The organism is Roseomonas rosulenta, from assembly GCF_016106005.1.
GTDB classification, from domain to species: domain Bacteria; phylum Pseudomonadota; class Alphaproteobacteria; order Acetobacterales; family Acetobacteraceae; genus Neoroseomonas; species Neoroseomonas rosulenta.
Map to the genome: position 1 here is coordinate 1 of NZ_JACADR010000046.1, position 22,455 is coordinate 22,455.

Annotated in this window: 23 protein-coding genes and 1 tRNA gene; 9 read left to right on the forward strand and 15 right to left on the reverse strand. The window is 68.9% G+C overall.

Annotation, left to right across the window (positions count from 1 at the left end):
- Together HW578_RS08570 and HW578_RS08575 are read left to right on the forward strand one after the other, a co-directional pair.
- On the forward strand, positions 1-727 hold a 727-nt coding region (locus HW578_RS08570; protein WP_198370135.1), incomplete at its 5' end, for an MFS transporter.
- A 229-nt stretch (positions 728-956) separates the two neighbouring features.
- Complete coding sequence (locus HW578_RS08575) at positions 957-3,110, forward strand: ATP-binding protein (protein ID WP_198370136.1); 2,154 nt, start codon at positions 957-959, stop codon at positions 3,108-3,110.
- 9 nt (positions 3,111-3,119) lie between these two features.
- Here the strand turns inward: HW578_RS08575 and HW578_RS08580 are convergent, their stop codons facing one another.
- The 7 genes from HW578_RS08580 to HW578_RS08610 all read right to left on the reverse strand — a co-directional run bounded on the left by HW578_RS08580 (position 3,120) and on the right by HW578_RS08610 (position 7,412).
- A complete protein-coding gene (locus HW578_RS08580; RefSeq protein WP_198370137.1) occupies positions 3,120-3,530 on the reverse strand; it encodes a DUF2237 family protein in 411 nt (136 codons plus the stop codon).
- A gap of 9 nt (positions 3,531-3,539) precedes the next feature.
- On the reverse strand, positions 3,540-3,908 hold the full coding sequence (locus tag HW578_RS08585; protein WP_198370138.1) for a gamma-butyrobetaine hydroxylase-like domain-containing protein: 369 nt from the start codon (positions 3,906-3,908) through the stop codon (positions 3,540-3,542).
- 4 nt (positions 3,909-3,912) lie between these two features.
- The gene (locus HW578_RS08590; protein ID WP_198370139.1) at positions 3,913-4,110 is read right to left on the reverse strand and encodes a Trm112 family protein; all 198 of its coding nucleotides are present in this window, start codon (positions 4,108-4,110) and stop codon (positions 3,913-3,915) included.
- 90 nt (positions 4,111-4,200) lie between these two features.
- Positions 4,201-4,881, reverse strand: coding sequence for an LON peptidase substrate-binding domain-containing protein (locus HW578_RS08595; protein ID WP_198370140.1), 681 nt, complete (start codon positions 4,879-4,881; stop codon positions 4,201-4,203).
- Positions 4,882-4,898: 17 nt separating this feature from the next.
- Positions 4,899-5,843: a tetratricopeptide repeat protein gene (locus HW578_RS08600; protein WP_198370141.1), complete on the reverse strand. Its 945-nt coding sequence runs from the start codon at positions 5,841-5,843 to the stop codon at positions 4,899-4,901.
- Between the two features lie 99 nt (positions 5,844-5,942).
- Complete coding sequence (locus HW578_RS08605) at positions 5,943-6,443, reverse strand: prolyl-tRNA synthetase associated domain-containing protein (RefSeq protein ID WP_198370142.1); 501 nt, start codon at positions 6,441-6,443, stop codon at positions 5,943-5,945.
- Positions 6,444-7,412, reverse strand: coding sequence for a Bug family tripartite tricarboxylate transporter substrate binding protein (locus HW578_RS08610; protein ID WP_198370143.1), 969 nt, complete (start codon positions 7,410-7,412; stop codon positions 6,444-6,446). It lies immediately after the preceding gene.
- A 140-nt stretch (positions 7,413-7,552) separates the two neighbouring features.
- Between HW578_RS08610 and HW578_RS08615 the strand changes: the two genes are divergently transcribed.
- Positions 7,553-7,627 (forward strand) — tRNA-Gly (locus HW578_RS08615).
- A gap of 329 nt (positions 7,628-7,956) precedes the next feature.
- Positions 7,957-8,502 carry a hypothetical protein gene (locus HW578_RS08620; RefSeq protein WP_198370144.1) on the forward strand — a complete coding sequence of 182 codons (546 nt, stop codon included), beginning with the start codon at positions 7,957-7,959 and terminating at the stop codon, positions 8,500-8,502.
- Positions 8,503-8,642: 140 nt separating this feature from the next.
- Here the strand turns inward: HW578_RS08620 and HW578_RS08625 are convergent, their stop codons facing one another.
- The 8 genes from HW578_RS08625 to HW578_RS08660 form a co-directional block, all read right to left on the reverse strand.
- Complete coding sequence (locus tag HW578_RS08625) at positions 8,643-10,106, reverse strand: hypothetical protein (protein ID WP_198370145.1); 1,464 nt, start codon at positions 10,104-10,106, stop codon at positions 8,643-8,645.
- The gene (locus tag HW578_RS08630; RefSeq protein WP_198370146.1) at positions 10,088-14,482 is read right to left on the reverse strand and encodes an NACHT domain-containing protein; all 4,395 of its coding nucleotides are present in this window, start codon (positions 14,480-14,482) and stop codon (positions 10,088-10,090) included. Before HW578_RS08630 ends, HW578_RS08625 begins: the two co-directional genes overlap by 19 nt.
- 267 nt (positions 14,483-14,749) lie before the next feature.
- Positions 14,750-15,142, reverse strand: coding sequence for a hypothetical protein (locus HW578_RS08635; protein ID WP_198370147.1), 393 nt, complete (start codon positions 15,140-15,142; stop codon positions 14,750-14,752).
- Positions 15,139-16,461 carry a recombinase family protein gene (locus HW578_RS08640; protein WP_232478798.1) on the reverse strand — a complete coding sequence of 441 codons (1,323 nt, stop codon included), beginning with the start codon at positions 16,459-16,461 and terminating at the stop codon, positions 15,139-15,141. The genes HW578_RS08635 and HW578_RS08640 overlap by 4 nt, the downstream gene beginning before the upstream one ends.
- Positions 16,462-16,487: 26 nt before the next feature.
- Positions 16,488-17,006: a DUF2924 domain-containing protein gene (locus HW578_RS08645; RefSeq protein WP_198370149.1), complete on the reverse strand. Its 519-nt coding sequence runs from the start codon at positions 17,004-17,006 to the stop codon at positions 16,488-16,490.
- Positions 17,007-17,244: 238 nt separating this feature from the next.
- Positions 17,245-18,015, reverse strand: coding sequence for a hypothetical protein (locus tag HW578_RS08650; RefSeq protein WP_198370150.1), 771 nt, complete (start codon positions 18,013-18,015; stop codon positions 17,245-17,247).
- Between the two features lie 2 nt (positions 18,016-18,017).
- Positions 18,018-18,299 carry a helix-turn-helix domain-containing protein gene (locus HW578_RS08655; RefSeq protein ID WP_198370151.1) on the reverse strand — a complete coding sequence of 94 codons (282 nt, stop codon included), beginning with the start codon at positions 18,297-18,299 and terminating at the stop codon, positions 18,018-18,020.
- Positions 18,296-19,027: an ImmA/IrrE family metallo-endopeptidase gene (locus HW578_RS08660; RefSeq protein WP_198370152.1), complete on the reverse strand. Its 732-nt coding sequence runs from the start codon at positions 19,025-19,027 to the stop codon at positions 18,296-18,298. Before HW578_RS08660 ends, HW578_RS08655 begins: the two co-directional genes overlap by 4 nt.
- 287 nt (positions 19,028-19,314) lie before the next feature.
- Here HW578_RS08660 and HW578_RS08665 point away from each other — a divergent pair, with 287 nt between their 5' ends.
- The 5 genes from HW578_RS08665 to HW578_RS08685 all read left to right on the forward strand — a co-directional run.
- Positions 19,315-19,947, forward strand: coding sequence for a sigma factor (locus tag HW578_RS08665; protein WP_198370153.1), 633 nt, complete (start codon positions 19,315-19,317; stop codon positions 19,945-19,947).
- Entirely contained in the window at positions 19,940-20,347 is a 408-nt protein-coding gene (locus HW578_RS08670; RefSeq protein WP_198370154.1) for a hypothetical protein, read from the forward strand. The genes HW578_RS08665 and HW578_RS08670 overlap by 8 nt, the downstream gene beginning before the upstream one ends.
- On the forward strand, positions 20,347-20,889 hold the full coding sequence (locus HW578_RS08675) for a hypothetical protein (RefSeq protein ID WP_198370155.1): 543 nt from the start codon (positions 20,347-20,349) through the stop codon (positions 20,887-20,889). Before HW578_RS08670 ends, HW578_RS08675 begins: the two co-directional genes overlap by 1 nt.
- Complete coding sequence (locus HW578_RS08680; protein WP_198370156.1) at positions 20,889-21,728, forward strand: ATP-binding protein; 840 nt, start codon at positions 20,889-20,891, stop codon at positions 21,726-21,728. Before HW578_RS08675 ends, HW578_RS08680 begins: the two co-directional genes overlap by 1 nt.
- 14 nt (positions 21,729-21,742) lie before the next feature.
- On the forward strand, positions 21,743-22,455 hold a 713-nt coding region (locus tag HW578_RS08685), incomplete at its 3' end, for a hypothetical protein (protein WP_232478799.1).

A 22,455-nucleotide genomic window follows, 5' to 3' on the forward strand; every position in this document is an offset into this window, starting at 1 on the left:
GTCGGGCGCGCTGAACGCGGCGAGGCTGCTCGGCCCATTCGCGGCGCTGCCGCTGCTGTTCGGCCGCGCGCCGGCGGCGGCACCCCGCCCCGTCGCGGCCAAGGCGGGGGCTGCGGGGGGCGGCGTGCGCGCCGTGCTCTCGCCGGCGGTGCTGGCGATGACGCTGTTCTTCGTCACTCTGGCGCTGGCGAACGGCGCCATCCAGAACTTCTCGGTCGCGGCCTGGGTGGATGGCCAGGGCCTGTCGCTCACCCTGGCGAATGCGGCGCTGACCGCATTCCTGTTCGCGAGTGCCGGCGGCGTGCTGTTCGGCGGCATCGTCGCCGACCGTACGCACAACCATGGGTTGGTGGCGGCGGGCGGATTCGGGTCCGCCGCCGCGCTTGTGCTGCTGGTGGGTGGCGGTGCCGTGCCCGGCGTGATCCTGGTGCCGGTCATGGCCGCCGCGGGGTTCCTCTCTGGCATGATCATGCCTTCGCGCGACATGCTGGTGCGCGCGGCGGCGCCGCCGGGCCAGGCCGGCGCGGTGTTCGGCATCGTCTCGACCGGCTTCAACCTGGGCGGCATGGTCGGGCCGCCGCTGTTCGGCTGGCTGCTCGATGGCGGGCAGCCACGCCTGGTCTTCTTCGCCGCGGCGGGGTTCATGCTGCTCACCTCCATCATGGCGCTCGCACAGGAGTGGCGCCTGCGCCGCCGGCGGCGCCTCGCCGCGCTTCCGGCGGAGTGATACAATCGTAACGAGGTCTTGATCGCCGCCCGCCGGATGCGGCAGCCTGTTCCCCTTGCGCAGCGGTGCTCCGGCTGCGGGGCTGTTGCCGGCTGCCGACATCGTCGGCACGCCACCCCCGCGCAGGCCGCGCCCGGATGACGCGCAGCGCCGCGATGCTCGAGGACGATCCCGGTTGAATACGGCGGCACCCCGCACAGGACGCACCAGGCCGCCGCCGGTCTCCGCGGTGATCGTGCTGTTGCTGGCGATCGCCATTCCGCTGGCGCTGATGGCCATGCTGACCGTTCAGGACCGCGCCTATGCGGGCGATGACGCGCAGCGCCGCGTCAGCGCCGCGGCGGCCATCGCGCGCGAGCATGCGCTGCGGGTGGTCCAGGTGGCCAGCGCGGCGATCGACCGGGTCGACGATGCCACGGCCGGCCTCACCTGGGCGCAGATCCAGGCGCGCCGCGCGGCGTTGCAGGGCGACCTGCGGCGCATCGAGAACCAGCAGCCCGACGACATGACGCTGGTGCTGGTGCGCCCCGACGGGCGCGCCATGGTGTCCGGCAGGGCCGAACCCGCGCCGCTGGCGGACCTGTCGGGCCTCGAGAGCATCCGCGCACTCCGCGAGGGGCTGCGAGGCCTGGTCTTCGACCCCGCGCCACGCGAGATCTTCGGTGAGGGCGCGGCCGTGCTCATGGCGCGCGGCCGCGCGCCTGAGGGCCGCCCGCCCGACGGCGCGCTGCTGGGCGTCCTGAAGGCCGAGGCATTCCTGTCCGAATGGAGCCGGCTCGCCGGGCCGAATGGGCGCTTTGCGCTGCTGCGCTGGGATGGGCTGACCCTGCTGCGCCAGGGTGGGGGACCGCTCGGCACGCTGGCGCAGCGCGACCCGCTGCGCCTCGCCATCGCGCAGGGCGACACGCGGCCGATCGTCGCAGACCCCTTCGGCGACGGCGCAGCCCAGCTGGTCGCCTGGCAGCGGGTCGGCGACCTGCCGCTGTTCGTCGCATACGCCGTGCCGCTCACGCAGGTGGAGTCGACGATGGTCGTGCAGTCCAGCGCCAATGCCGCCCTGGCGATGGGGCTGGCGCTGACGCTGCTGTTCGCCGGCTGGCGCATCTGGATCGGCGTGCGCACCGGAACCGAGACGCTCGAGCGGCTCCAGGCGAACGCGGCCGAGCTGCGCGCCGAGATCGCGCGGCGCGAGGTCGCGGAGGAGAGCCTGCGCAACGCCCAGCGCATGGAAGGACTTGGGCGGCTAACCGGCGGCGTCGCGCACGACTTCAACAACCTGCTCACCGCCATCCTGGGCACGGCGCGCGCGCTCGAGCGCCATCTCGGATCGCGCGCGGACGAGCGCACCAAGCGCCTGCTGGCGGCGACCGTCACGGCGGTGGACCGCGGCGCACGGCTCAATGCCAGCCTGCTGGCCTTCGCGCGGCGCCAGCCGCTGACGCTCACCAATGTCGATGCCAATGCGCTGCTGCGGGACTTCATGCCGCTGCTGCGCCGCGCGCTGGACGAGAGCGTGTCGGTCGAGCTCGCGCTCGACCAGAAGCTGCCGGCCTGCAGCGCGGATGCGGCGCAGCTCGAGGCGGCGCTGCTCAACCTCGCGATCAATGCGCGCGACGCCATGCCGCGCGGGGGCAAGCTGCGCGTGCTGACGCGGCGCGCCTGGCTACAGGAACAGGCCCTGGCCGGCAACGCCGAGGCGCAGCCCGGCCCCTATGTGGCGATCGAGGTGCGCGACACCGGCACCGGCATGCCGCCGGAGGTGCGCGAGCGCGCCTTCGAGCCTTTCTTCACCACCAAGGGCCCGGGCCAGGGCACCGGGCTCGGCCTGTCGCAGGTCTTCGGCTTCGTGCGCCAGATCGGGGGGCATGTCGCGATCCAGTCGACGCCGGGGCGCGGCACCACGGTCACGCTTTACCTGCCGCTCGGCTCCGCGACCGAGGAGGCGGTGGGAGGCACCGCGCCGCCGCCGCGCATCCAGGCGAATTCGGGCGTCGGCTGGTCGGTGCTGGTGGTCGAGGACGAACCCGCGGTGCGCGCCGTGGCGGTCGACATGCTGCAGGATGCCGGCTTCGCGGTACTGGCCGCCCCCGACGGACCGACCGCCCTGGCGCTGCTGAAGGAAGGCGCGCAGGCCGACATCCTGTTCTCGGACGTGGTGATGCCCGGGGGGATGACAGGCGTGGACCTGGCGCGCGAGGCGCGCAGGCTGCGCCCGTCCATCGGCGTGCTGCTGGCCTCCGGCTATGCGGCGGAGGCGCTGGCCGAGCATGGTGGCGCCGGCGAGTTCGAGATCATCGGCAAGCCTTATGACGTCGAGACGGTGCTCACGCGCATCGCCGCGCAGCGGCCGCGCCGGGCGCTGCCCTCGGTGCCGGCGGCGTAAGCGCCCGGCTCAGTCCCGCCCGATCGCGTGCGCCTCGAGATGCGCCAGCGTGGTCACCCGCAGCGCCGCCTCGTGCGTCGCCTCCAGCAGAACGGGGGGTGCGACGCCGGCCCGGCGGGCTTCCTCCCACCGCGCCGCGCAGAGGCACCAGCGGTCGCCGGGCCTGAGGCCGGCGAAGCCGTATTCCGGCCGCGGCGTCGAGAGGTCGTTGCCGACCGCCTGGCTGAAGGCGAGGAACTCCGCGCTGACCTCGGCACAGACCACGTGCAGGCCGTGGTCCTGCGCGTCGGTGTTGCAGCAGCCGTCGCGGAAGAAGCCGGTCAGCGGCGCCACCGAGCAGGGCAGCAGCACGCCGCCGAGCACGTTGCGCGCATGCGGGCGGCCACCGCCGCCGCCGTCACGCCGGAACACGTCGTCCATCGCCCCGCCTCAGGCGCGCCGCGGCGGGTCGCGCGACAGCCCGCGCGCGCCGAGTTCCGCGAGGTAGGCCGACCAGCGCGCCTCCTGTTCGGCACCGAGGGTGCGCAGGTAGTCCCAGGAGTAGATGCCCGTGTCGTGCAGGTCGTCGAAGACGATGCGCACCGCGTAGTTCCCGACTGGTTCGACGCGCAGGATGCCGACATGGCGCCGCCCCGCGACGATTACCTTCTGCCCCGGGCCATGGCCCTGCACCTCGGCGCTCGGGCTCTCGACGCGCAGGTATTCGGCCGGCAGGCGATGGCGCGCGCCATCGGGCCAGGCGACCTCCAGAAGCTGCTCGGCGCGCTTGAGGCGCAGTTCCGTCGGTGCCGCAGACATGCGCTCAGGCGTCGAGCTTGCGCGCCTCGTCCGGCAGCATGATCGGGATGCCGTCGCGGATCGGGTAGGCGAGGCCGGCGCGCTCGCTGACCAGCTCGCCCTTCTCGCGATCGTAGCGAAGCGGGCCCTTGGTGACCGGGCAGACCAGGATTTCCAGCAGGCGGGGATCGACCGTGCCGCCCTGCGGGGATGTCTCGGACATGCGTGTTCGTCCTGCTTCGCCGGGGCCGCGCGGGCCCCTTGGGGTGGTAGGCGCCAGGGCCGCGCGGCAGGCGCGCCCCTGGCGGGTGGATTAGCTCGGCCGCCCGTCGGGGGGCGAAGCGTTGGCCGCCGCGCCCATGCGCATCAGCGCCACCAGCATGCGGGCGCGCTCGCCGCAATCGGGCGCCTCCAGCAGCGCTTGCTTCTCGGGCACGTCGAAGGGGCAGACCATGGAGAGAGTGGTGACCAGCATGTCGTCGGCGGTCTGCTCCACCGCATCCCAGTTCGCCTCGATGCCGCGGGCGCGGAAATAGGGGCGCAGCGCGCCGAGCAGCTCGGCCCGGTCGACCGCGGGCGGGGTCTCCTCGCCGGCCTCGGGCACCACGAGGTCGGCGGCGAATTCGCCGTAGTCGGCACGGATCCGGCGATAGCCGCCGGGCGCGAGGGGCAGTTCCTCGGCGATGCGAAAGCGCAGCAGGCCGGTCAGGGTGATCAGCAGCCGCCCGTCCTCCGTCTCGCTGAAGGAGGACAGGCGCCCGAGGCAGCCGATGCGGTACAGCCCCGGCCCGGTCGGCCCCTTCGGCGCACGCGCATCGGCCTGCACCATCCCAAACATCCGGCCGTTGGCCAGGCTGTCCATGGTCATGGCGAGGTAGCGCGGTTCGAAGATGTTGAGCGGCAGGCGGCCCTGCGGCAGAAGCAACGCGCCGGAGAGCGGGAAGACCGCGACCTCTCGCGGCAGGTCGGCCAGGCGCGGATGGAAGGGGGGCATCGACGCCTGGTGCCCCCTCAGCGGAACAACAGGGCGGAGAGCTTGCGCCGGCCCGCCTTGCTGGCGGGATCGTCGAAGCCCCAGGCCTCGAAGAACTTCAGCAGCTGCTTCCGGGCGGCCTCCTCGTTCCAGGCGCGGTCGCGGCGGATCGCCTCGATCAGCGCATCGACCGCGCCCTCGCGATTGCCCGCGGCGTTCAGCGCGATCGCAAGGTCGATGCGTGCGGCATGGTCGTCGGCGTCGGCGGCCAGGCGATTCTCGAATTCGGCCAGCATGGCCTTCGCGCGGCGCCCTTCGATCTCAAGCTCAATCGCGCTGCGCGCGGCCGTGAGCTCGGCAGAGGCCTTGATCTTGTCGGGCGCGCTGTCGAGCACGGCGATCGCCTGGTCTTCCTCGCCCAGTGCCAGCAGCGCGCGGGCGACGCCGGCCAGCGCCTTGGCGTTCTCCGGTTCCTGCTGCGACAGCGCGCCGAACAGCTCGAGCGCCGCGGCATGGTCGCCGGCGGCGACGGCGGCCTCGGCCTCGGCCATGAGGTCCGCACCCGGCATCTGCCCGCCGGCGGCCTTGAGCAGCCCCTCGACGAAGCGCTTCACCTCGGATTCCGGCAACGCACCCTGGAACAGGTCGAGGATCTGGCCCTGCCAGAAGGCCACCACGGTCGGCACCGACTGCAGCGGCAGCCCCATCTGGGTGAGCTGCGCGACCAGCTGGCGGTTCTTGTCGATGTCGATCTTGACCAGCCGGACGCGGCCGCCGGCGGCCTTCGTCACCTTCTCCAGCGCCGGGGTCAGCGTCTTGCACGGGCCGCACCAGGTCGCCCAGAAATCGACCAGGACGGGGACCTCGCGGGATGCCTCGACGACATCCTGCATAAAGGTCTTCTGGTCGCCATCCTTGATGACGCCGTCGGCGGCGGCGCCGGGCGCGGCGTTCTGGCGGGCAGGGTCGAAGAGAACTTCCATGGGGGGCATTCCTCAAGTCTTCGCGCATAGATGCGCCGTCCGGGGCGCGACGCAAGGCGTGTAGGCCGGCGGCGGGGCGCCTGGGAAGCCCGCGCCGCGTCAGCCGAAGTCCAACAGCGCGGCCTCATGCCCGCAGCCGGCCAGGAAGCGCAACAGGTCGGCCGGCGCAAGGCCGGTGCTGGCGGCGTTGGTCAGGGGATGCACCCAGATTCGCTCGAAGCCCTGCGCCAGGTGCCGGTCCATCGCGAAGCGCACCGTGCCGGGCGTGGCATTGACCAGGCCGAAAGGCGTGACCGAGCCGGGGGGAACGCCGAGGGTGGCGACCAGCTCCTCCGCGCTTGCCATCGTCACCTTGCCGGCGCCGGCGAGTCGCCCGAGGGCGTTGACCGAGACCTGGCGTTCCTCCTCGAGCGTCGCGAGCAGGAAGGGGCCGTCGCTCTTCGCGGGCTTCAGGAACAGGTTCTTCGTGTGCCCGCCGGGCAGGCTGCCGCGCAGGGACCGGCTCTCCACCACGGTGAAGACGGGCGGGTGGTGGCGGGTCTCGGCGGCGATTCCGGCGGCGGCGAGGCGGGCGAGCAGGCCCTCGGGGGTTTCCGGCATTCAGTCCAGGCGGATGTTGTTGGCGCGCACCACGGCGGCCCAGACCTCGATCTCGGCATCGAGCCAGGTGCGGAAGCTGTCGGGCCCCTCCACCTTGTTGACGGCGCCGAGTGCTGCGATGCGCTCGGCCGTGGCGGGCAGCGCCATGGCGGCGCGGATGTCGGTGGCGAGGCGGTTGACCATGGCCGGCGGCGTGCCGCCCTGCGCGAGCACGCCCTGCCAGGTGCCGGATTGCGCAGCCGGCCAGCCGAGCTCGGCAAAGGTGGGCACGTCGGGGAAATCGGGCAGCCGTGCAGGGCCGGTGACGGCGATCGGGCGCAGCGTGCCCTGGCGGCAGAAGGGGGCGGTGGCGGTGGCACCGTTGATGATCATCTGGGCCTCTCCCGCTGCGACGGCGGTGAGCGCGGCCGCCCCGCCACGATAGGGCACCTGCGTGAGGTCCGCACCCCAGTGCTGCGTCACCAGCAGCCCGGTCAGGTGGTTGCCCACGCCGATGCCCGCATGCCCGACATTGACCCGCTGCGGGTTGGCCTTGGCATAGGCGACCAGTTCGGCGGCGTTGCGCACCGGCACCGAGGGGTGCACCGCGAGGATGTAGGGCGCGTAGATCAGCATGGTGACCGGTGCGAGGTCCCGCTTAAGGTCGAAGGGCAGGCGCGTGTAGAGCGAAGGCGCGGTGGCCAGCGTCGAGACATCGATCAGCAGCAGGGTGTGGCCATCGGGCGGGGATTTCGCGACCAGGTCCGCGCCGATGTTGCCGCCCGCACCGGTGCGGTTCTCCACCACCACGCCCTGCCCGAAGGCACGGGTGAGGTCGGGGGCGAGGATGCGGGCCAGGATGTCCGAGGTGCCGCCGGGGGCGAAGGGCACGACGATGCGCAGCGGGCGGTCGAGGGGCTGGCCGCGGGCGCTGAGCGCGGGCAGGGCGACGGTGCCGGCGGCGAGGCCGAGCACGGTGCGGCGGTTCATGGCGTCTTCCTCCCGGCGAGGTGCCGTTCGACGGAGGATCGCGCCGTCGGGGGCGGCGTGTCGAGAGGGCGGCGAGCCGATGCACTGGGGTGGCTTGCAATCGCCTGCGGGCCATGCCATTAGCGCGGCCCGCACGGAGCGCGGGCGTAGCTCAGGGGTAGAGCACGACCTTGCCAAGGTCGGGGTCGAGGGTTCGAATCCCTTCGCCCGCTCCATTCTTCTCTCTCACAACTTGTCTCTCCTAGTCAGGAACCGCGCTGAGGCGCAGGTTTGGCCGTGCTTTGCGCGCGGACCTTGATGGTTCGAACGCGCAACCAGCGCCGAATTTCGGCCGCGGAGAGCGGAGAGTCTCCAAACCTTGAGGGTAGGCCGATTTTACCCTCAAGCTTAAGCCGTTGAATTACGGTATTGTTTTTCGAGCCCTGGCGCCGAAACTCAGTAAATCGATCGCCCCTGCAATCGCGCTTTGCCGCGAAACGTCGATCGACCACCAAGCTAATCCGCGGCGCCGAAGTGCCGCTTTACCTCGTCATACTGGACGTCCATGGACGACATCGACCGCGTCTTCGCCCGCTTCAAAGACGACAAGCCGGAACCGGCGAACCGGCGCGAAACGCTGAGCATTCCGCGTCGCAGCGGAACCGGCGGCAGCCGGACCGTGGAAGTCGTGCACCTGCGGTCCGGCCGCGGGAGCACGGATCGCCCGCAGCGCTTGGACCCACGCGTTCGCGCGGCATCCTGGGACGGCGGCTTCCAGGCAAAGCGGGCGATTGCGACGCCCGATCTCCCTGCGCCCGTCAGCGTCCCTGTGATAGCGCCCACGACGCATGTGATGCCGGCGTGGGATCCCGCGGTGACCGAGGAGGCATCCTCGGCGCCTGGATCACTGAACGTGGCTGAAGCGCCTGATGTCGCCGCACCCCGCGGCCGAGGGCGGCCGCGCAAGGAGGTCTCGACGACGCCGCTCCCGAGGCGCGTAGCAGATCCGTTCGACGCCTCAGACGACGGCGCGAACTGCATGCGCTGCGGCTATGTCATAGAGCCGGCGCGGGAGAAGCGGGGGATGATGACCTGCTCGGCGTGTGGGTAGACCGGCCGGTCCGTTCGGCATCGCCCGACGTTGGTCGAGATCAGCAGGTTCGCGTTCGAATGGAACATCTGGAAAGGCGGCCGTCAGGCGGCGGGCCTTCCTAGACTGCTCGTCTTTGAGCGAGGTATGAGGTTCGAGGATCAGCATCCCTGTCGATTGAAGTCCACGGGCCACGAACAGCGAACCCTGCGGGCCATAAGTTCCTCGGCCTTACGGCCACGGGGATGGCTCGTCGCTGTCACAACGCGCAGGAAACGTACACCTGCTTCCGCCTCCATCCGGGCGACGGTCGACTGGGACAGGAGGAGCGCTGCCCCGGATGCGAAGGTGCGCGCCTCGGGATGGCTCATCGTCCACCGATGATACCAGTGGATCCAGCGGGCGATCGCACGGCCTTCGTGGCGGAACCAGATCCCGTCCGCCTCGAACTCCACTTCGATCGGCTCGTGGCGAACGGGCAAAACGGGAACTACGCCGCAGCGATCGATGACGTCCAGGTGCCAGCGACCCGGAAATGGATGGGCTCGGGCGTTGGTGACCAAAGGCTTCTCGGATGTACCGAAGGACGCCTGGTGCCGGGAGATTGGATACCGCAGACGCTGGGGAAGCAACGCGTCGTCATCGCCGCCAACCTCGAAGTCCGATGCCGCCTGCAACTCCTGACCGTGCGGGAGGGGCCCCGCCGTCCACGCCGAATTGACTTCAGCCATGATCCAGCGGTCGTCCGACTGGTGAACCAGAGCCGACGCGGCTGCGACGATCCATTCTTCGTCGCCATCCCGGAGCTGTCCCGGGTCGTCCGCCGCAATCACGTCGAGCCAATCGTCAGCCGTCGGGTCATCATCGAAGTGCGGCCAGCCGGCCGGGGGCATACCGGGGCGTACCGAGGCAAGGCGTAGGTGCGCCGGTCGAGCGAAACTGGCCGCGTGTTCCGCGAGGGTCAGGGGCATGCCGCGCTGGGCCACACCGAAGTGGATCGCTCGCAGATACGCAGACAGGTAGAGTGCGGAGGTGGCGCTCTCGTGCTGGCTGATGTGCTTGTCGTCACCATCGAAGAAGTAGCTGAAATCGGCGTCCGGCAGGCCCGTCAGACGTTTCAGTTCAGCATATTCCCACGCGTACTGACGAAGGAGGAATGGCTCCGACGTCCGGCGATCGGCATCTCGGAGCACCCGAATATAGATCGGAGCCAGATGCCTCGATGACCAGAGCGCAAAGTGCTCGGGCGGTTCGAAGTCGCGCGGCGGCTCCCGACTGTGGGCGTTCAGCCAGGGGCGGAAGGCAGGTCTGCGACCGAACATTTCGCCGGCAAGCATATCGAGCAGGATCGACGGCCGTCCCGCTCGCGTGAACGTCGACAGATCGGTCCAAAGCCGTGGTCCTGAGAGGCCGATTGGGATAGCGGCATCGACGCAGGAAGACTCCAAAGGACGGCGGGAAAACCAGTCGAGATATAGGGACCGCAGTTTGCCATCGCGGTCCTGGGCGAGGAGAGCGCCGATCTCACGCGCCGCGAGAAGCCGAACCAAGCGGGCTGGGGCGTCCAGGCGAGTCAAGAGCAAGCGAAACGCGATGTCTTCGGCCATCATACCGAGACGGCCCATGGGACTTCCGGGATCGGCTGGTTGGCTAGTTCCTGGAGGTGGCTGTCGAGCATGGATCGGGTCAGCGCCCTCGCGAGATCGCGCCGGCCGATGAGGAGGAAGAACTCGACCCACAGGTCGGTGCCGATCGCGAGCCAATCGTCCAGGCGACTGTCGTCGCCCGCGGACGTTTGTTGGATGAAGTCCTCCCAGCGTTCCGGGTAGACCTCCGCTACGCGCCGCAGGCGCCGCAACGCCTCCTCCCGACCTGACCACCACGTCCCCCAGCCGCGCCTCAAGATGTGCGTATGCACGAATAGAGGATACGCACCCTCCCTCCCGAAGACGCGGAGAGCGACGTCGCAAGCGACGTCGAGCCCCCGTTCGGCGGGATAGCGGTGTCTCGCGAGCCGGGTCCGTTCCACCAGGGTGCAAACAGCCTCGTGGCCTCTCCCCAGGCGCTCCCAGTGTCTCAACCAGGCCTCGATGGCCGCACCCTGGCGATCGTAGTTGAATCCGTAGCCGTCGATCTCGTCGAGAAACCTTTCCAATTCGTCCGGCGGAAATTCGCCGAGCCAGGGGCCCTCGGGATCGAGCGTGGGAGCATCCTCCGACGACTTTCCAATGTACCCGTCCCGTCTGTAGCTCGGGAGGGGCATGCCGCCCGTCACAGTCAACTGCCTCGAGAGCGCATCCCCGATACCCGGTTCACCCTTCTCAGCCCTGGCTTCAAGCGCCTTCAACTCGGATCGAAAAACCAACGTCGCGAAGAAAGCCGATCCAACCTTCGAGTCGGACGGGACGATTCGAAGGGCCTTCTCGAGTGAATCGTCGAGATCGCTCCATCTCGCATGCGCAGCCTCCTCCTCGCACAAGGAGACGAGCCACGCCGGCTGATGCTCGGCAAGGAGTTCAGCGAAGTGTCCCCGCGCATGCCGCGTTTCGTCGCCGTCTGTGTAAATCCTGATCGCCATGACCGATGGCGCGATCTCCGCGAGCCATCCCTGGGCTTCCGGCAGTCCAACACGAAGGCTCGCGCTGATCGCGTAGAGCAGCTCAAAGATGGCCGGATCCTTCCTGTAGCCGTAGCCGAGCATGCATCCGGCCGCAGTCCGCAACGCTCTCGCCCCTTCGACGCCGAGTTCATGAAAGATCGCATAGCGGGCGAGATCTAGGTACGCGATCGACCGCTCGTCGAACTGGGTCACCTTCCGGTCGAGAGCCTCGAGATCCTTCTCTATCTCGTGCCGAGCTACATCTGATGCGAAGAGGCGGATGCCTCTCGCGAAAAGAGTTCGGCTCGCAGCTCTCACCCAGGCTGCACGGTCGTCAGGGGAATCAAGCAGCTGGATAATGGCACTCTGGGCCAAGCCTCCAGCGCCCCGCAGCAGTTCCAGGTCCGCCCCGATGGCAGCGACCGCCTGCCGAAAGACACGCTCGTCCTGGTGCTCCTCGAAGCGAGCACTCCGCGGTGGAGGCGACACGTCCATCGTTGCGCCAAGGAATTGCTCGAGGCCCGGGCAGTTCCCCTTCCCGATTTCCTCGGCTGAAACCAGCGCCTGCTCCTCAAGCCATGCGATGGCATCGGTGAGCCAAGGACGCCCTGCCAGCGGGCCTTCACGACGAGGGCTAGACGGGCCTTCTGCAGTCAGGCCGGCAGCGACGATGCCGAAGAACAGGGCATGAAGGTATGCGGGTATGCTGCTCAGGGAATGAAAGCGATCGCCCATGTTGGGCCGGGGTGGGCCGGAAGCCGACGGCACACGTCGGACGCCCGTCCGCTTCACCACCGACCAGCACGTCCCGAGCGGGTCCTCGAATACAACGCCGAGATCCGAACGTGTTCGGGGGTCCACCCCTTCGACTATGCCTAGACGAACGATGGCGTGCAGGACGATGGACCGACGGAAGCCTTTGAGATTCGAGTCTCCCGCGAGCCGAACCAAGCGATCAAAATCTTTCTGGACTGCAACCTCATCGACGAATGCCTGGAAGATTGCTGCACCGCCGCGAGTTCGCACGTAGCGAACGACCCGCGAATCGTCGAAACCGGCTATGTTTGCAGCCGACATCGCCACTAGCTTGGGAAGATCCTGGTCCAGTCCTGAGCGTCCCGGACCGAACTCGGCCTGGTGCCGCAGGCGATCGTTCAACTCGTCGAAGATCGCGGCGCAGACGTCATTCTCCTCGCCCCGGAATATGCGTGCCGCAGCCACTAGCTCCGGGGAGTCCGTCGCTCGCAAGTCGCCGACCACCTGGGAACAGGACCAGCGGTCGCCGGACAGGCGCAACGCTGCCTCGAGGAACGGCGCGAACTCCTGAAGCTGGAACTTCCCCCCGTTCAGCAAGCGCACCCGCAGGGAGCGCAGTTCAACCACCCGCGTGTAGGCACCCTTCGCAAATGCCGCTCGCTCCGCCGCATCGATGACGCGCTCGATCTCCTTCACGGGGCGGGCGCAACAGAGGGCGTCTATGACCCACTGCCGCGTAGGCCCCGCGATGAGGTCCTCGGGCGCGCCAAGCCGCGCCTGCATGATCCAGAGCCAACCCCAGCGCCACGCGTCCCCCGCATCCCTTCCCTTGAGCCAGGCGACGATGCGGGGCAGGAGCCTACCTTCGGCCTCGGCGTAATCGGCACGGGCCCGCACCCAAGCGACTAGGCTTTCGTGGAAGGGCTGAGTGCCAGTCCGTCGTGTCGCCGTGAGATGGGAGATCTCACTCCACGCGCGGACGGACGCCGTGCCCCCGAGGCATTCAATCACGCCGTTTCGAGGCCAGGAGAACCCCGTCACTGCCATGGCGTGGATCATCTCCCGCGCGTCGGGGCCGAGTTCGGTCCAAAGGACTCCGTAATAGCGCCGGATGTCGCCGTCGGGGCATCGGGGAAGGGAGCGCACGTCGTGGGGGAACACAGGATCATGACGCTGCACGAGCGCCTCGAAGGAGTAGACGAGGTGCAGGGGATGTCCGCCCGTGATCTCTTCGAATGCCCCTGCAATCTCCGTCAGGGCGTCCGACCGGTCCCAGCCCTCCGGGGGAAGCAGACGCCCAGCATCGGCTTGGTGCTCCACCCACCGACGTACCGCAGTCGGCCCCATCTGGGGCAGAGTGAGCCAGCCCTCCCTTGGCTCGGCAGCAAGCAGCCGCGGCGGCAGATGTCCATCCTCCACCGGCTGGGTGCCGGCGACGATCGAAACCCCGGGCGGGGGTGGCAGCAGAACGTTGAAAAGATGGACGAGCTGGCGGCTCTCCCCGGTGTCGCGCCAGACGTGGTCGAGGCCATCCACGATCACGACGAGGGCCTTGCCCGCCTCAATGGCCAGCCGCCCCGCCTCTTCCAGTGTCTCGCGCAGTCGATCCTCGTTGTGCGGATCCTGGACGCTGAGTTCCGGATAGAGGCGTATCATTTGGTGGACGAGTGAGTAGGACGCCTCGACGTATCGGGATCGCCCCGCGCTGTCGGAAAGCGAGAGGAAATAGTGATGGCGGACGACGGGCCATGACTCCGCTGCCAGTTCCTGCGCGACATGCGAGAGGTAGGTGCTCTTCCCCCGACCGGGAGGACCAGCCAAGACGGTCGTGCCGGGCTGCTCGGCGCGCTCCCGGAATAGGCGATGGAAGTCGTCATCCGGAGGTGCGTAGTCCTGCGGGACACGGAAGTCCTGTGAGAGAGGTTTCGGCCAGCGGGTCGAGAGAAGGGCCTTCAGATCGTCGTAGCGGATGTGACCGCCCGCCCGCGGCCGACCCGCAGAGATGGACCAGTTGCGTACCGCTGACCGCAGACGCTGCCACCCATCGTCATCCGTGTACTCCGGCACGACGCGATCGCGGAGGGTTCTCTCGAGATCGTCCATGCAGGGCTGCGAATGCTCGAACCGGAATGCCGCGAAGAAGGTTCGCGCATCCGCCTCCGAGCCAATCTCCGAGACGAGCCTAGCCCAATCGGCTGGCAGCACCTTGTCGGGCTTTAGGAACCCATCTTCGATGGCCCCGGAGAGGGTGGCGTCCGGCATTCGGTTCGTCAGTAGGGCAGCGTCGACCTGACGCCCTCTGCGCACGGCATCAAGGAACCGATCCGACCACTTCCGGAGGCTCGACGTCCCCTTCTTTCGCTTGGCCAGGAGCCAATCCACCGAGAGTTCGAGGTCCTCCCGCCCGGGGTCGACGGTGAACTTCACTTGACGCAGCAGGAGGACCCCGTCCTTCTTGCGAAGGGCGACCACGTCGTCCAAACCTCCGAGCTTCTCGCCGTCAACTGCCGCCTCACTGTCGAGGGCGACCCAGTCAAAGAGGTCGGACTCCTGGAAGAGGTCGAGGAGGAAGCCGATGCCGAGAAGGTCCTGATACTCGAAGCCCGCTCGGGTGATCTGGGTCGAGTTGAACGGATGGCCCGTCATTGTTCTCGCGATGGATTCGGGTACAGTCTAGGGAACTCCGTCGCGACTATCTACTCTTGCGCCATAGGCTGGTGACAGCCCCGTCACGAATAAGCGCGTCACCTAGATGCACGAACTCAGCAATCACTGCGGCCACGGCTTTGCCCCTGACGTTCTCCTGCTACTACAAACTCGCCCATAGGCCGCCTCTACTGTCACGGCAGTCAGGAGGGCGACGACGTCATACGGACAGCTGCGATGGGCGCAAAGCGGACGGATGAGCCAACGTCACTGTGGCGCGAGCAACATGTGTTGGTGTTGCCAGATCTCCGGAAATGGCTGGAGCAGTTCCGGTAGGGTCGCACCGAGCCCCACCCTCCCCTCCATCAGTTTCTCCACCAATGGAGGAGCAAGCAGAGTCAGTCTCAGCAGGCTGCCCAGATAACCCCGCTCGATCCTTTCGGCCGCCGCCATTTCGGTGATCGAGGCGTAGCGTCCCTCGTCGAGCAGCCGTTGGTACCGAAACGCCCGCGCCAGCGCTTTCACCAGCGCCGGGTCCGCACGCGTAGGGATGGCGGCATCGCCGCCCTCCTCTGCTACCGGCGTGACCACCGTCTTCCGCCCCGGCCGCCGCCGGATCTTCAACGGCACCCGGACCGTGATGCTGGTCGCGGCGGTCACGCGGCGGGCCTCAGCGCTTCGGGCGCGATGGCGGTGAGGTCTCGAACCAGCCCGGCCAGACCCTCCACGCGGAGGCGGATATCGGCGCCCGCGGGCCCGACCACGACCCGCTCTACTAGAGCCCGGACAATCCGCGCATGCTCCGCCGGGAACAGCTCGCCCCACAGAGGGTCGAGCCGATGCAGTGCGTCCCGAACCTCGCATTCGGTCAGGTCCGGCGCCTCGCGCCGCGCCGCGAGCCAGGTGCCGACCACGATCTCCGGCTGCCGCAGCAGGGCGCGGACCTGGCTGACCACCGCGCCCTCAATCTGCGCCGCCGACACGCGTCGCACGATGCCGTCGTCCAAAATCGCGTCGGCCTTCAGCACTCGCTGCGCGACGTAATAGCAATAGCGCCGACCGTTCTTCACCGCGTGCGTCGGCGACATCGCGCGGCCATCGATCCCAAAGATCAGTCCCTTCAGGAGCGCGGGCGCGTGCTGCCGGTTTTGCGCGGCACGGGTGCGCGGGCTGACCTGCAGGATGGCGTGCGCCCGATCCCATAGCTCCCGCGGCATGATGGCCTCGTGCTCCCCACGGTACACGTTGCCCTTGTGCGTGACCTCGCCGATATAGGTCCGCAGGTTCAGCGCCTTGTAGACGTCGCCCTTGTCCAGCCGCTTCCCGGACTTGCCCGTCACGCCTTCGGCCTGCAGGCGACGGACCGTCTCGACCCCTGAGCCGGTCTCGACAAAGAGCTCGAACACCCGCCGCACTCGCGCGGCCTCCGGCTCGTTCACCACCAGCTTGCGGTTGGCGACGTCGTAGCCGAGCGGCACCTTCCCGCCCATCCACATGCCGCGCGCCTTCGAGGCCGCGACCTTGTCCCGGATCCGCTCCCCGATCACCTCGCGCTCGAACTGCGCGAAGGAGAGCAGGATGTTCAACGTCAGCCGGCCCATGCTGGTGGTGGTGTTGAAGGACTGGGTGACCGAAACAAAGGTCACGCCGTGCACCTCCATGGTTTCCACCAACTTGGCGAAGTCCATCAGCGAGCGGGACAGTCGGTCGATCTTGTAGACGACGATGACGTCGACCAGGCCCTGCTCGATGTCCGCCAGCAGCCGCTTCAGTGCGGGGCGCTCCAGCGTCCCGCCGGAGAACCCGCCATCGTCATATCGGTCCCCGACCAGGGTCCACCCCTCCGCGCGCTGGCTGGCCACATACGCCTCGCAGGCCTCGCGCTGCGCATCGAGCGTGTTGAACTCCTTGTCGAGCCCCTCATCGGTGGACTTCCGGGTGTAGACCGCGCAGCGGAGCTTCTTGGTGGTCGCCGGCATCATATCGCCGCCAGATGCCTTCCGCCTCATGCACCACCGCCCGGCTGGCGCAGCCCAAAGAACGCCCAGCCATTCCACCGCGTGCCGGTGATGTGCCGCGCGATGGCGGAGAGCGACCGGTACGGCCGGCCCTCATATTCGAAGTCATCGGCGCGGACGGTGACGACATGCTGCACGCCGTCATGCTCGCGGATCAGCCGCGTGCCAGGCAGCGGGCGGCTGTCGGCGCGGATCCGCCGCAACACGACATTCCCGCCGTCCAACTGCTCGCCCAGCGCCTCGAGGCGCGCCCGCGTCTCCGGCTTCAGGCCACCATAGGCGAGTTCCTGGATGCGATAGGCGAGCCGGCTGGTGATGTAGCTGCGGCTGAATGGGGGCGGCTCCTTCCCGAACAGTTCTCGCCACTGCTGCTTCAGCTGCGCGATCGGTGCCGTCTTGAGGGCAGCCAGTCGCGGTAGCACCTGCGGCGGTGGGACCTTCGGGATGGTGGGCGCCGGCGGCGCAGCATCGTGCTGCCTCGCCTTCGCGGTCGATCGTCTGGTCATGCGACTCCCTTTCTCCTGGGGTTCGCATGACGGCGCTGCCTGGCGGTCGAGTGTAGGCGAACGTCTCCATGCTCCTCGATCTGGGCGGCATCCCGCGCGAGATCCTCGGCAGCGCGGCTGCGCAGCCGCACCAGGCCGCAGGCGAGGATGTCGCAGACCTCGCGGAGGTGGGGCGGGAGGTAGGCGTTGGCGGTCGGCAGGGGCATCGTGATCCAGCACGCATTGTCCTGCCTCCCCTTTACGTATTCGCGCGACCGTTCTTCCCATGGGCCGGCGCAGGTCCGCGGCGGCGTGGCGGCGGTGGCACCGCGCTACGAGGATCGTCGCCGCGGAGACGATGGTAGAACCGGCTGACTCGCTGCTTCACCGCGCTCTCGCTCGGCACGTTCTCCGGCCCGTAGGTGGTCGAGAACCAGTCCATCATGCGCCGCACCAGGGGGGCCTGCGTCTCAGGTAGGCCCTCGTCATGGGCGATCGCACCGAGCTCGCAGAGACACTCCTCCCAATCGTGCCGAGGCGGCGCGCCGCGCGCCGTTGGCGTCAGCCAAGCACGAGAGGGCACGGGGGCTGATGGCAGCGGCTCACTGGCGTGACCGAGATCATGCTCCATCTCGAAGCGTTCCAGCTCGTCATGCCGAACGACCAGCTGGGCCCGCTTCACGAGCAGCGCGTGGCGCTCGCCATCCTCGTCGATCGGTTCCAGCAGCTCGCCGGCCGGACTCAGAAACCGCGCGATCTGGCCCGCACCGCTCTGCAGGACTGCATAGGCATCGATGCGCGACAGATCGACGGGACCGACCTGGTGCTGGCGCCCTTTCGGCTCGACTCGGATCCGCCCATCCGCGGCTCGATGCGTGTCGCTCACCTCCATCAGCAGCGCTGCAACAGGGAGGGACAGACAGAGCTCGCCCTCCAGCACGTAGGCGGAGATGTCGTCGGCATCCATGGCCCAGCGGGCATAGATCTCCCGCAGCGTGTAGTACGGTTTTCGCCGGTTCGTTTTGGCCACGATCACCTCCGTTCGATCGCACGCAGGCGCCGATAGGCCCGCACCACCTTCGCCATGTCCTGCCGCATGTCCGGTGGCAGGCGCCTCGCCTCGACGTACAGGTCATCCATCTGCACACCGAGAATCGCCGCCGCGCGTTCGATGAGCTGGTCGCGCGGCGGGCTTTCGAGGTCCCGCTCGATGCGCGACCAATAGGCGGCGGAGATGCCGAGACGCTCGGCCATGTCGGTCAGACCGATGCTGAGCTCGGTCCGCCGCTCGCGCAGGATGCTGCCAAAGCTCACAGCCGGCCTCCCTCGATCAGGCGGTAGCGCTGCAGGCGCACGGCAATGAAGCGGTCGGACACGCCGAAATCGCCCGCCAGCGCGGAGATGACGCCGCCCACTGCCTCCGGTGCCGTATCACGGGCCAACACCCGGCAGCCGACACGGCCATGATGAGGCGCATGGACCATGCGCAGCCGTTCGGCGCGCGCATGGGCCACCAGGCGCAGATGCAATGGGACCGGCGGCACGAGCAGGGCGCCCATGAACTCATTGGCACGACGCTCCTCGCGCACGGTGGCACCATCGAAGCTATGCGGGCCGGCGCTGACGGAGCGGTAGCGCCGGGCCGGCTGGCGCGTGGCGGCGGGGACGTCGAACACCACATGCCCCAGCTCATGCGCCACGGTGCTCAGCATCAGGTCCGGGCGATTGGTCAGGAGCGCCGTGTTGATCGAGACGAGGGCGATGCCCGGCGCGGTCGGATCCGTCTCGCAGATGCCGAGCACGGGCTGGCGGTCCTCGTCATGGACGGCGTGGGCGAAGTCCCAATGCACGTCCACGCGATGCCGATTGACCTCCAGCCGGGTGGCGGCGGCCACCAGGTCCTTCGGGTCGAGGGCCCAGGGGCTGTCGCGCCGGGCGACCGCCTGACGCAGTTGCGCCGCGACTGCCCAGACGGTCTCGGCAGCCAGGGGGCGGGGGGCATTCGACGAAGGGTCATGCGGGTAGGACAGGGAAACGGACATGGCGGGCGCCTCAGGTGTTTGCGCGTCTGCGTAACGCGATGTTCTGTTTATGTTCCACTCCGCGACTGAGTCCAGCGTCCTGTCCTGAGGCCGGTCAATAAATGGCCGAAACGGTGTCCGTCGCCCGATGGGTGGACCGTAACCTACTGAACTAGAACGATGTGGCGGCGGGCAGGAAATCCGGGCAATTTCTGACCAGGAATACCTACCCGTTCCAGGCTGACTGCCCTCCTATCCGTGTGGCCCCCTCCCGACGTCGCCATCACCCGGCGCCGTAGGAGGATCAAATGCCCGCGCAACGTACTGACGCGCCCCGCCATCCACCCCCGTGGGACGCCCCCGAACTTCGGGTCGCCCTGGCCGCCGCCGCCATCCAGGCGGCGCGCGCCGCCCGGCGCCAGCACCTCCATCGTGCCGACCGCGACGACCTGCGGCAGGACATCCTGGTCGCGCTGCTGGAACGCCGTACGCAGTTCGATCCGGCGCGCGGCGCATGGAGCACCTTCGCCGGCGTGATCGCGCGCACAGTCGTCGCCGACCAAGGGCGTGCGCGGCAACGGCAACGGGTCACCTGCCTGCCGCTCGACCTCGACCAGTTCCCGGCAGGGGCGTCCGCTACGCAGCAGGACTGTGCCGATGCGGACCTGACCCTCGACCTGCACCGTGTCGCAGCGGAGTTGCCCCTGCAGCCAGGGGCGCTGCTGCGCCTGCTCGCTGCGATGGGGGATGTCGCCGCCGCGCAGCGTGCCGATGCGCGCTCCTCCACCGCCTTCTACCGCGCCGTCGCAGACCTGCGCTGCTGGCTGCGGGCGTCGGGCATGCGCCCGGCTGCTCGCAGCGACCGTCCGCAGCCGCATCCGCCCCGGTGGGAAAAATCACCCCTCGTCTCCGTAGAGAAGGAGATGCCGAACCATGCGTGACAGGGAAAGCCGAACGGTGCGCTTCACATCCCCCGAATTGCTGTCGAACGAGATCCTGCTGAACGTGGAGGATCTGCTGGACGTCGTGCTGACCGAGAATGGGCTGTGCGACCGCTACGCCGATGCGTCGCCCGGCGAGGCGATCGTCTATCACATCGGCCTGCTCGCCCGCGATCGCGACAAGGTCGCGTCCGAGCTGTCGCCCGAGCGGCGCGAGGATCTCGAAGCCGTCGCGCGGCGCGTCTGGGCGATGGCGGAAGCCGGCCTCGGTCATCTCGTGCAGCGCCGCGTCGCCGAAGGGCGCTGCGCCTATCTGCTGGTCGTCCGGCCGCGACCGCTGAGCGCCCGCAGCGCCGCCGGCTACGCGCTGGCCGACCTGCTCGGCCGGGAGGCGGCGTGATGGACTCCCCCCGCCGCAACCACCCGACGATTGACGACATGCGCCTGTTGCCGATCGGCCAGGTGATCGACCTCCCTGCGGAGCATCTTACCCTGCTGCAGGAGGAGGCGCGCTCCCGGTTCGACGTCGCGAAGCGGGCGCTGGACTGGATCGAGGGCGCCATCGCCATGCGCTACGAGCAGCGCGCCATCGGCGCCCGCGCCGCAGCCGGCAAGGACACCGGGACGGTCCGCTTCCAGGACGGCAACGTCGAGGTCACCGCCGACCTTCCTAAGAAGGTGGAATGGGACCAGCACCGGCTGGCCGCGCTCGCCGAGCAGATCCGCGTTGGCGGCGAGGATCCCAATGAGTATGTCGAGGTCAGCTTCAAGGTGGCCGAGCGCGCCTATGCCGCCTGGCCGGAGCGCATCCGCAATGCGTTTGAGCCCGCGCGCACCGTGCGCACGGGCAAGCCGACCTACCGGCTGACCATCTGCACCGAGCGCGAGTTGCGAGACAGCCCGCATGCCGCAGCGCCCGCTTCCTTCGGGGGGAACGGCTGATGGCGCTGCGCATCGTTACCGCCGATGAGCGCCTGTCGCGCGCAGCCAACAAGACCACGCTGGCGCTGTTCGGCCCCAGCGGTGTCGGCAAGACCACCCAGCTCAAGACCCTGCCGCCGGCCGAAACCATCTGCATCGACCTCGAGGCAGGGATGAAGTCGGTCCAGGACTGGCCCGGCGACAGCATCCCCGTGCGCTGCTTCGAGGACGCCATCGACATCGCCTGTCTCGTCGGCGGCGTGAATCCGGCCGCCGATCCGAACGGCTTCTTCTCGGAGGGCCACTACCGGCACCTCGCCGCGGCGCACCCCGACCTGGTGCGGCTGCTCGCCGGGAAGTCGATCGTCTTCCTGGACAGCATCACCGATCTGACGCGCCAGGCGATGGCCTGGGCCAAGCTCCGGCCGGAGGCCTTCTCGGAGAAGACCGGCAAGCCCGACACCCGCGGCGCCTATGGCCTGCTCGCGCGCGAAGTCATCGGCCTGCTGAAGCACCTCCAGCATGCGCCGGGCAAGACCACAATCATGGTCGGCATCTTGGAGAAGGTCACCGACGAGTTCAGCAAGGTGACCTGGCAGCCGCAGATGGAAGGCGGCAAGGCGGCGCGGGAACTGCCCGGTATCGTCGACCAGGTCGTCACCATGGGGCTGTTCAGCCGCGAGGGTGACGCCTGGCGCTACGACCCGGAGCGCGGGACCGAGCGGCGTCTCGTCTGCCGCGCCGGCAACAGCTTCGGCCTGCCCGCGAAAGACCGCTCCGGCCGCCTCGACGAGACCGAGCCGGTCGACCTCGCCGCCCTGCTTCGCAAGATCAACGCCCACACCAGCGCCCAGGGGTGATGCCCATGTACGACATGAACGATGCCGAGCTGCCGCGCGGCTCCGACCTCATTCCCGATGGCAGCTTCGCCAAGGTGACCATGGCCATCCGCAAGGGCGGCCTCGACGGTCAGGGCGAGGTGGATCGCGGTCTGCTCAAGCCGGCGCGAAACCCCGAGAGCGACGTCCGCACGCTGGATTGCGAGTTCACGGTGGCGGCCGGGCCGCACATCCGTCGCAAGTTCTGGCAGACCTTCACCGTCGTCGGCGGCAAGGTCGACGAGCAGGGTGTCTCGATCGGCTGGAAGATCTCGAAGGGCATCTTTCGGGCGATGATCGACAGCGCGCTCGGCCTCGATCCGCAGGACATGAGCGAGGCGGCCAAGGCCAAGCGCATGCTGCGGGGCCTGGCCGACCTGCACGGCATCACCTTCGCCGCCAAGGTCCGGGTCGAGCCGGCGAGCGACTCACGGTACAGCGACAACAACCGGCTGGATCGGGTTGTTCTGCCGGGTGAGCCGGAATACCGCCGCATCATGGATGGCGAGGCGGTGCCGGCTTCGCCCAGCCATCGGGCTGCACGGCCGGCCGTCTCCTCCACGCCGGCCAGCACGCCGCCGGCTTGGGCTACGCCGCCCGCGCAGCCGGCGCCTGCCACATCCGCCCGCAGTTGGGAGCGTCCGGCACCCGCGCCCCCCGCCCAGGCGGCGCCCCCGCCCCCCCTGCCTCCCGCGCCCGCCTCGGGCGG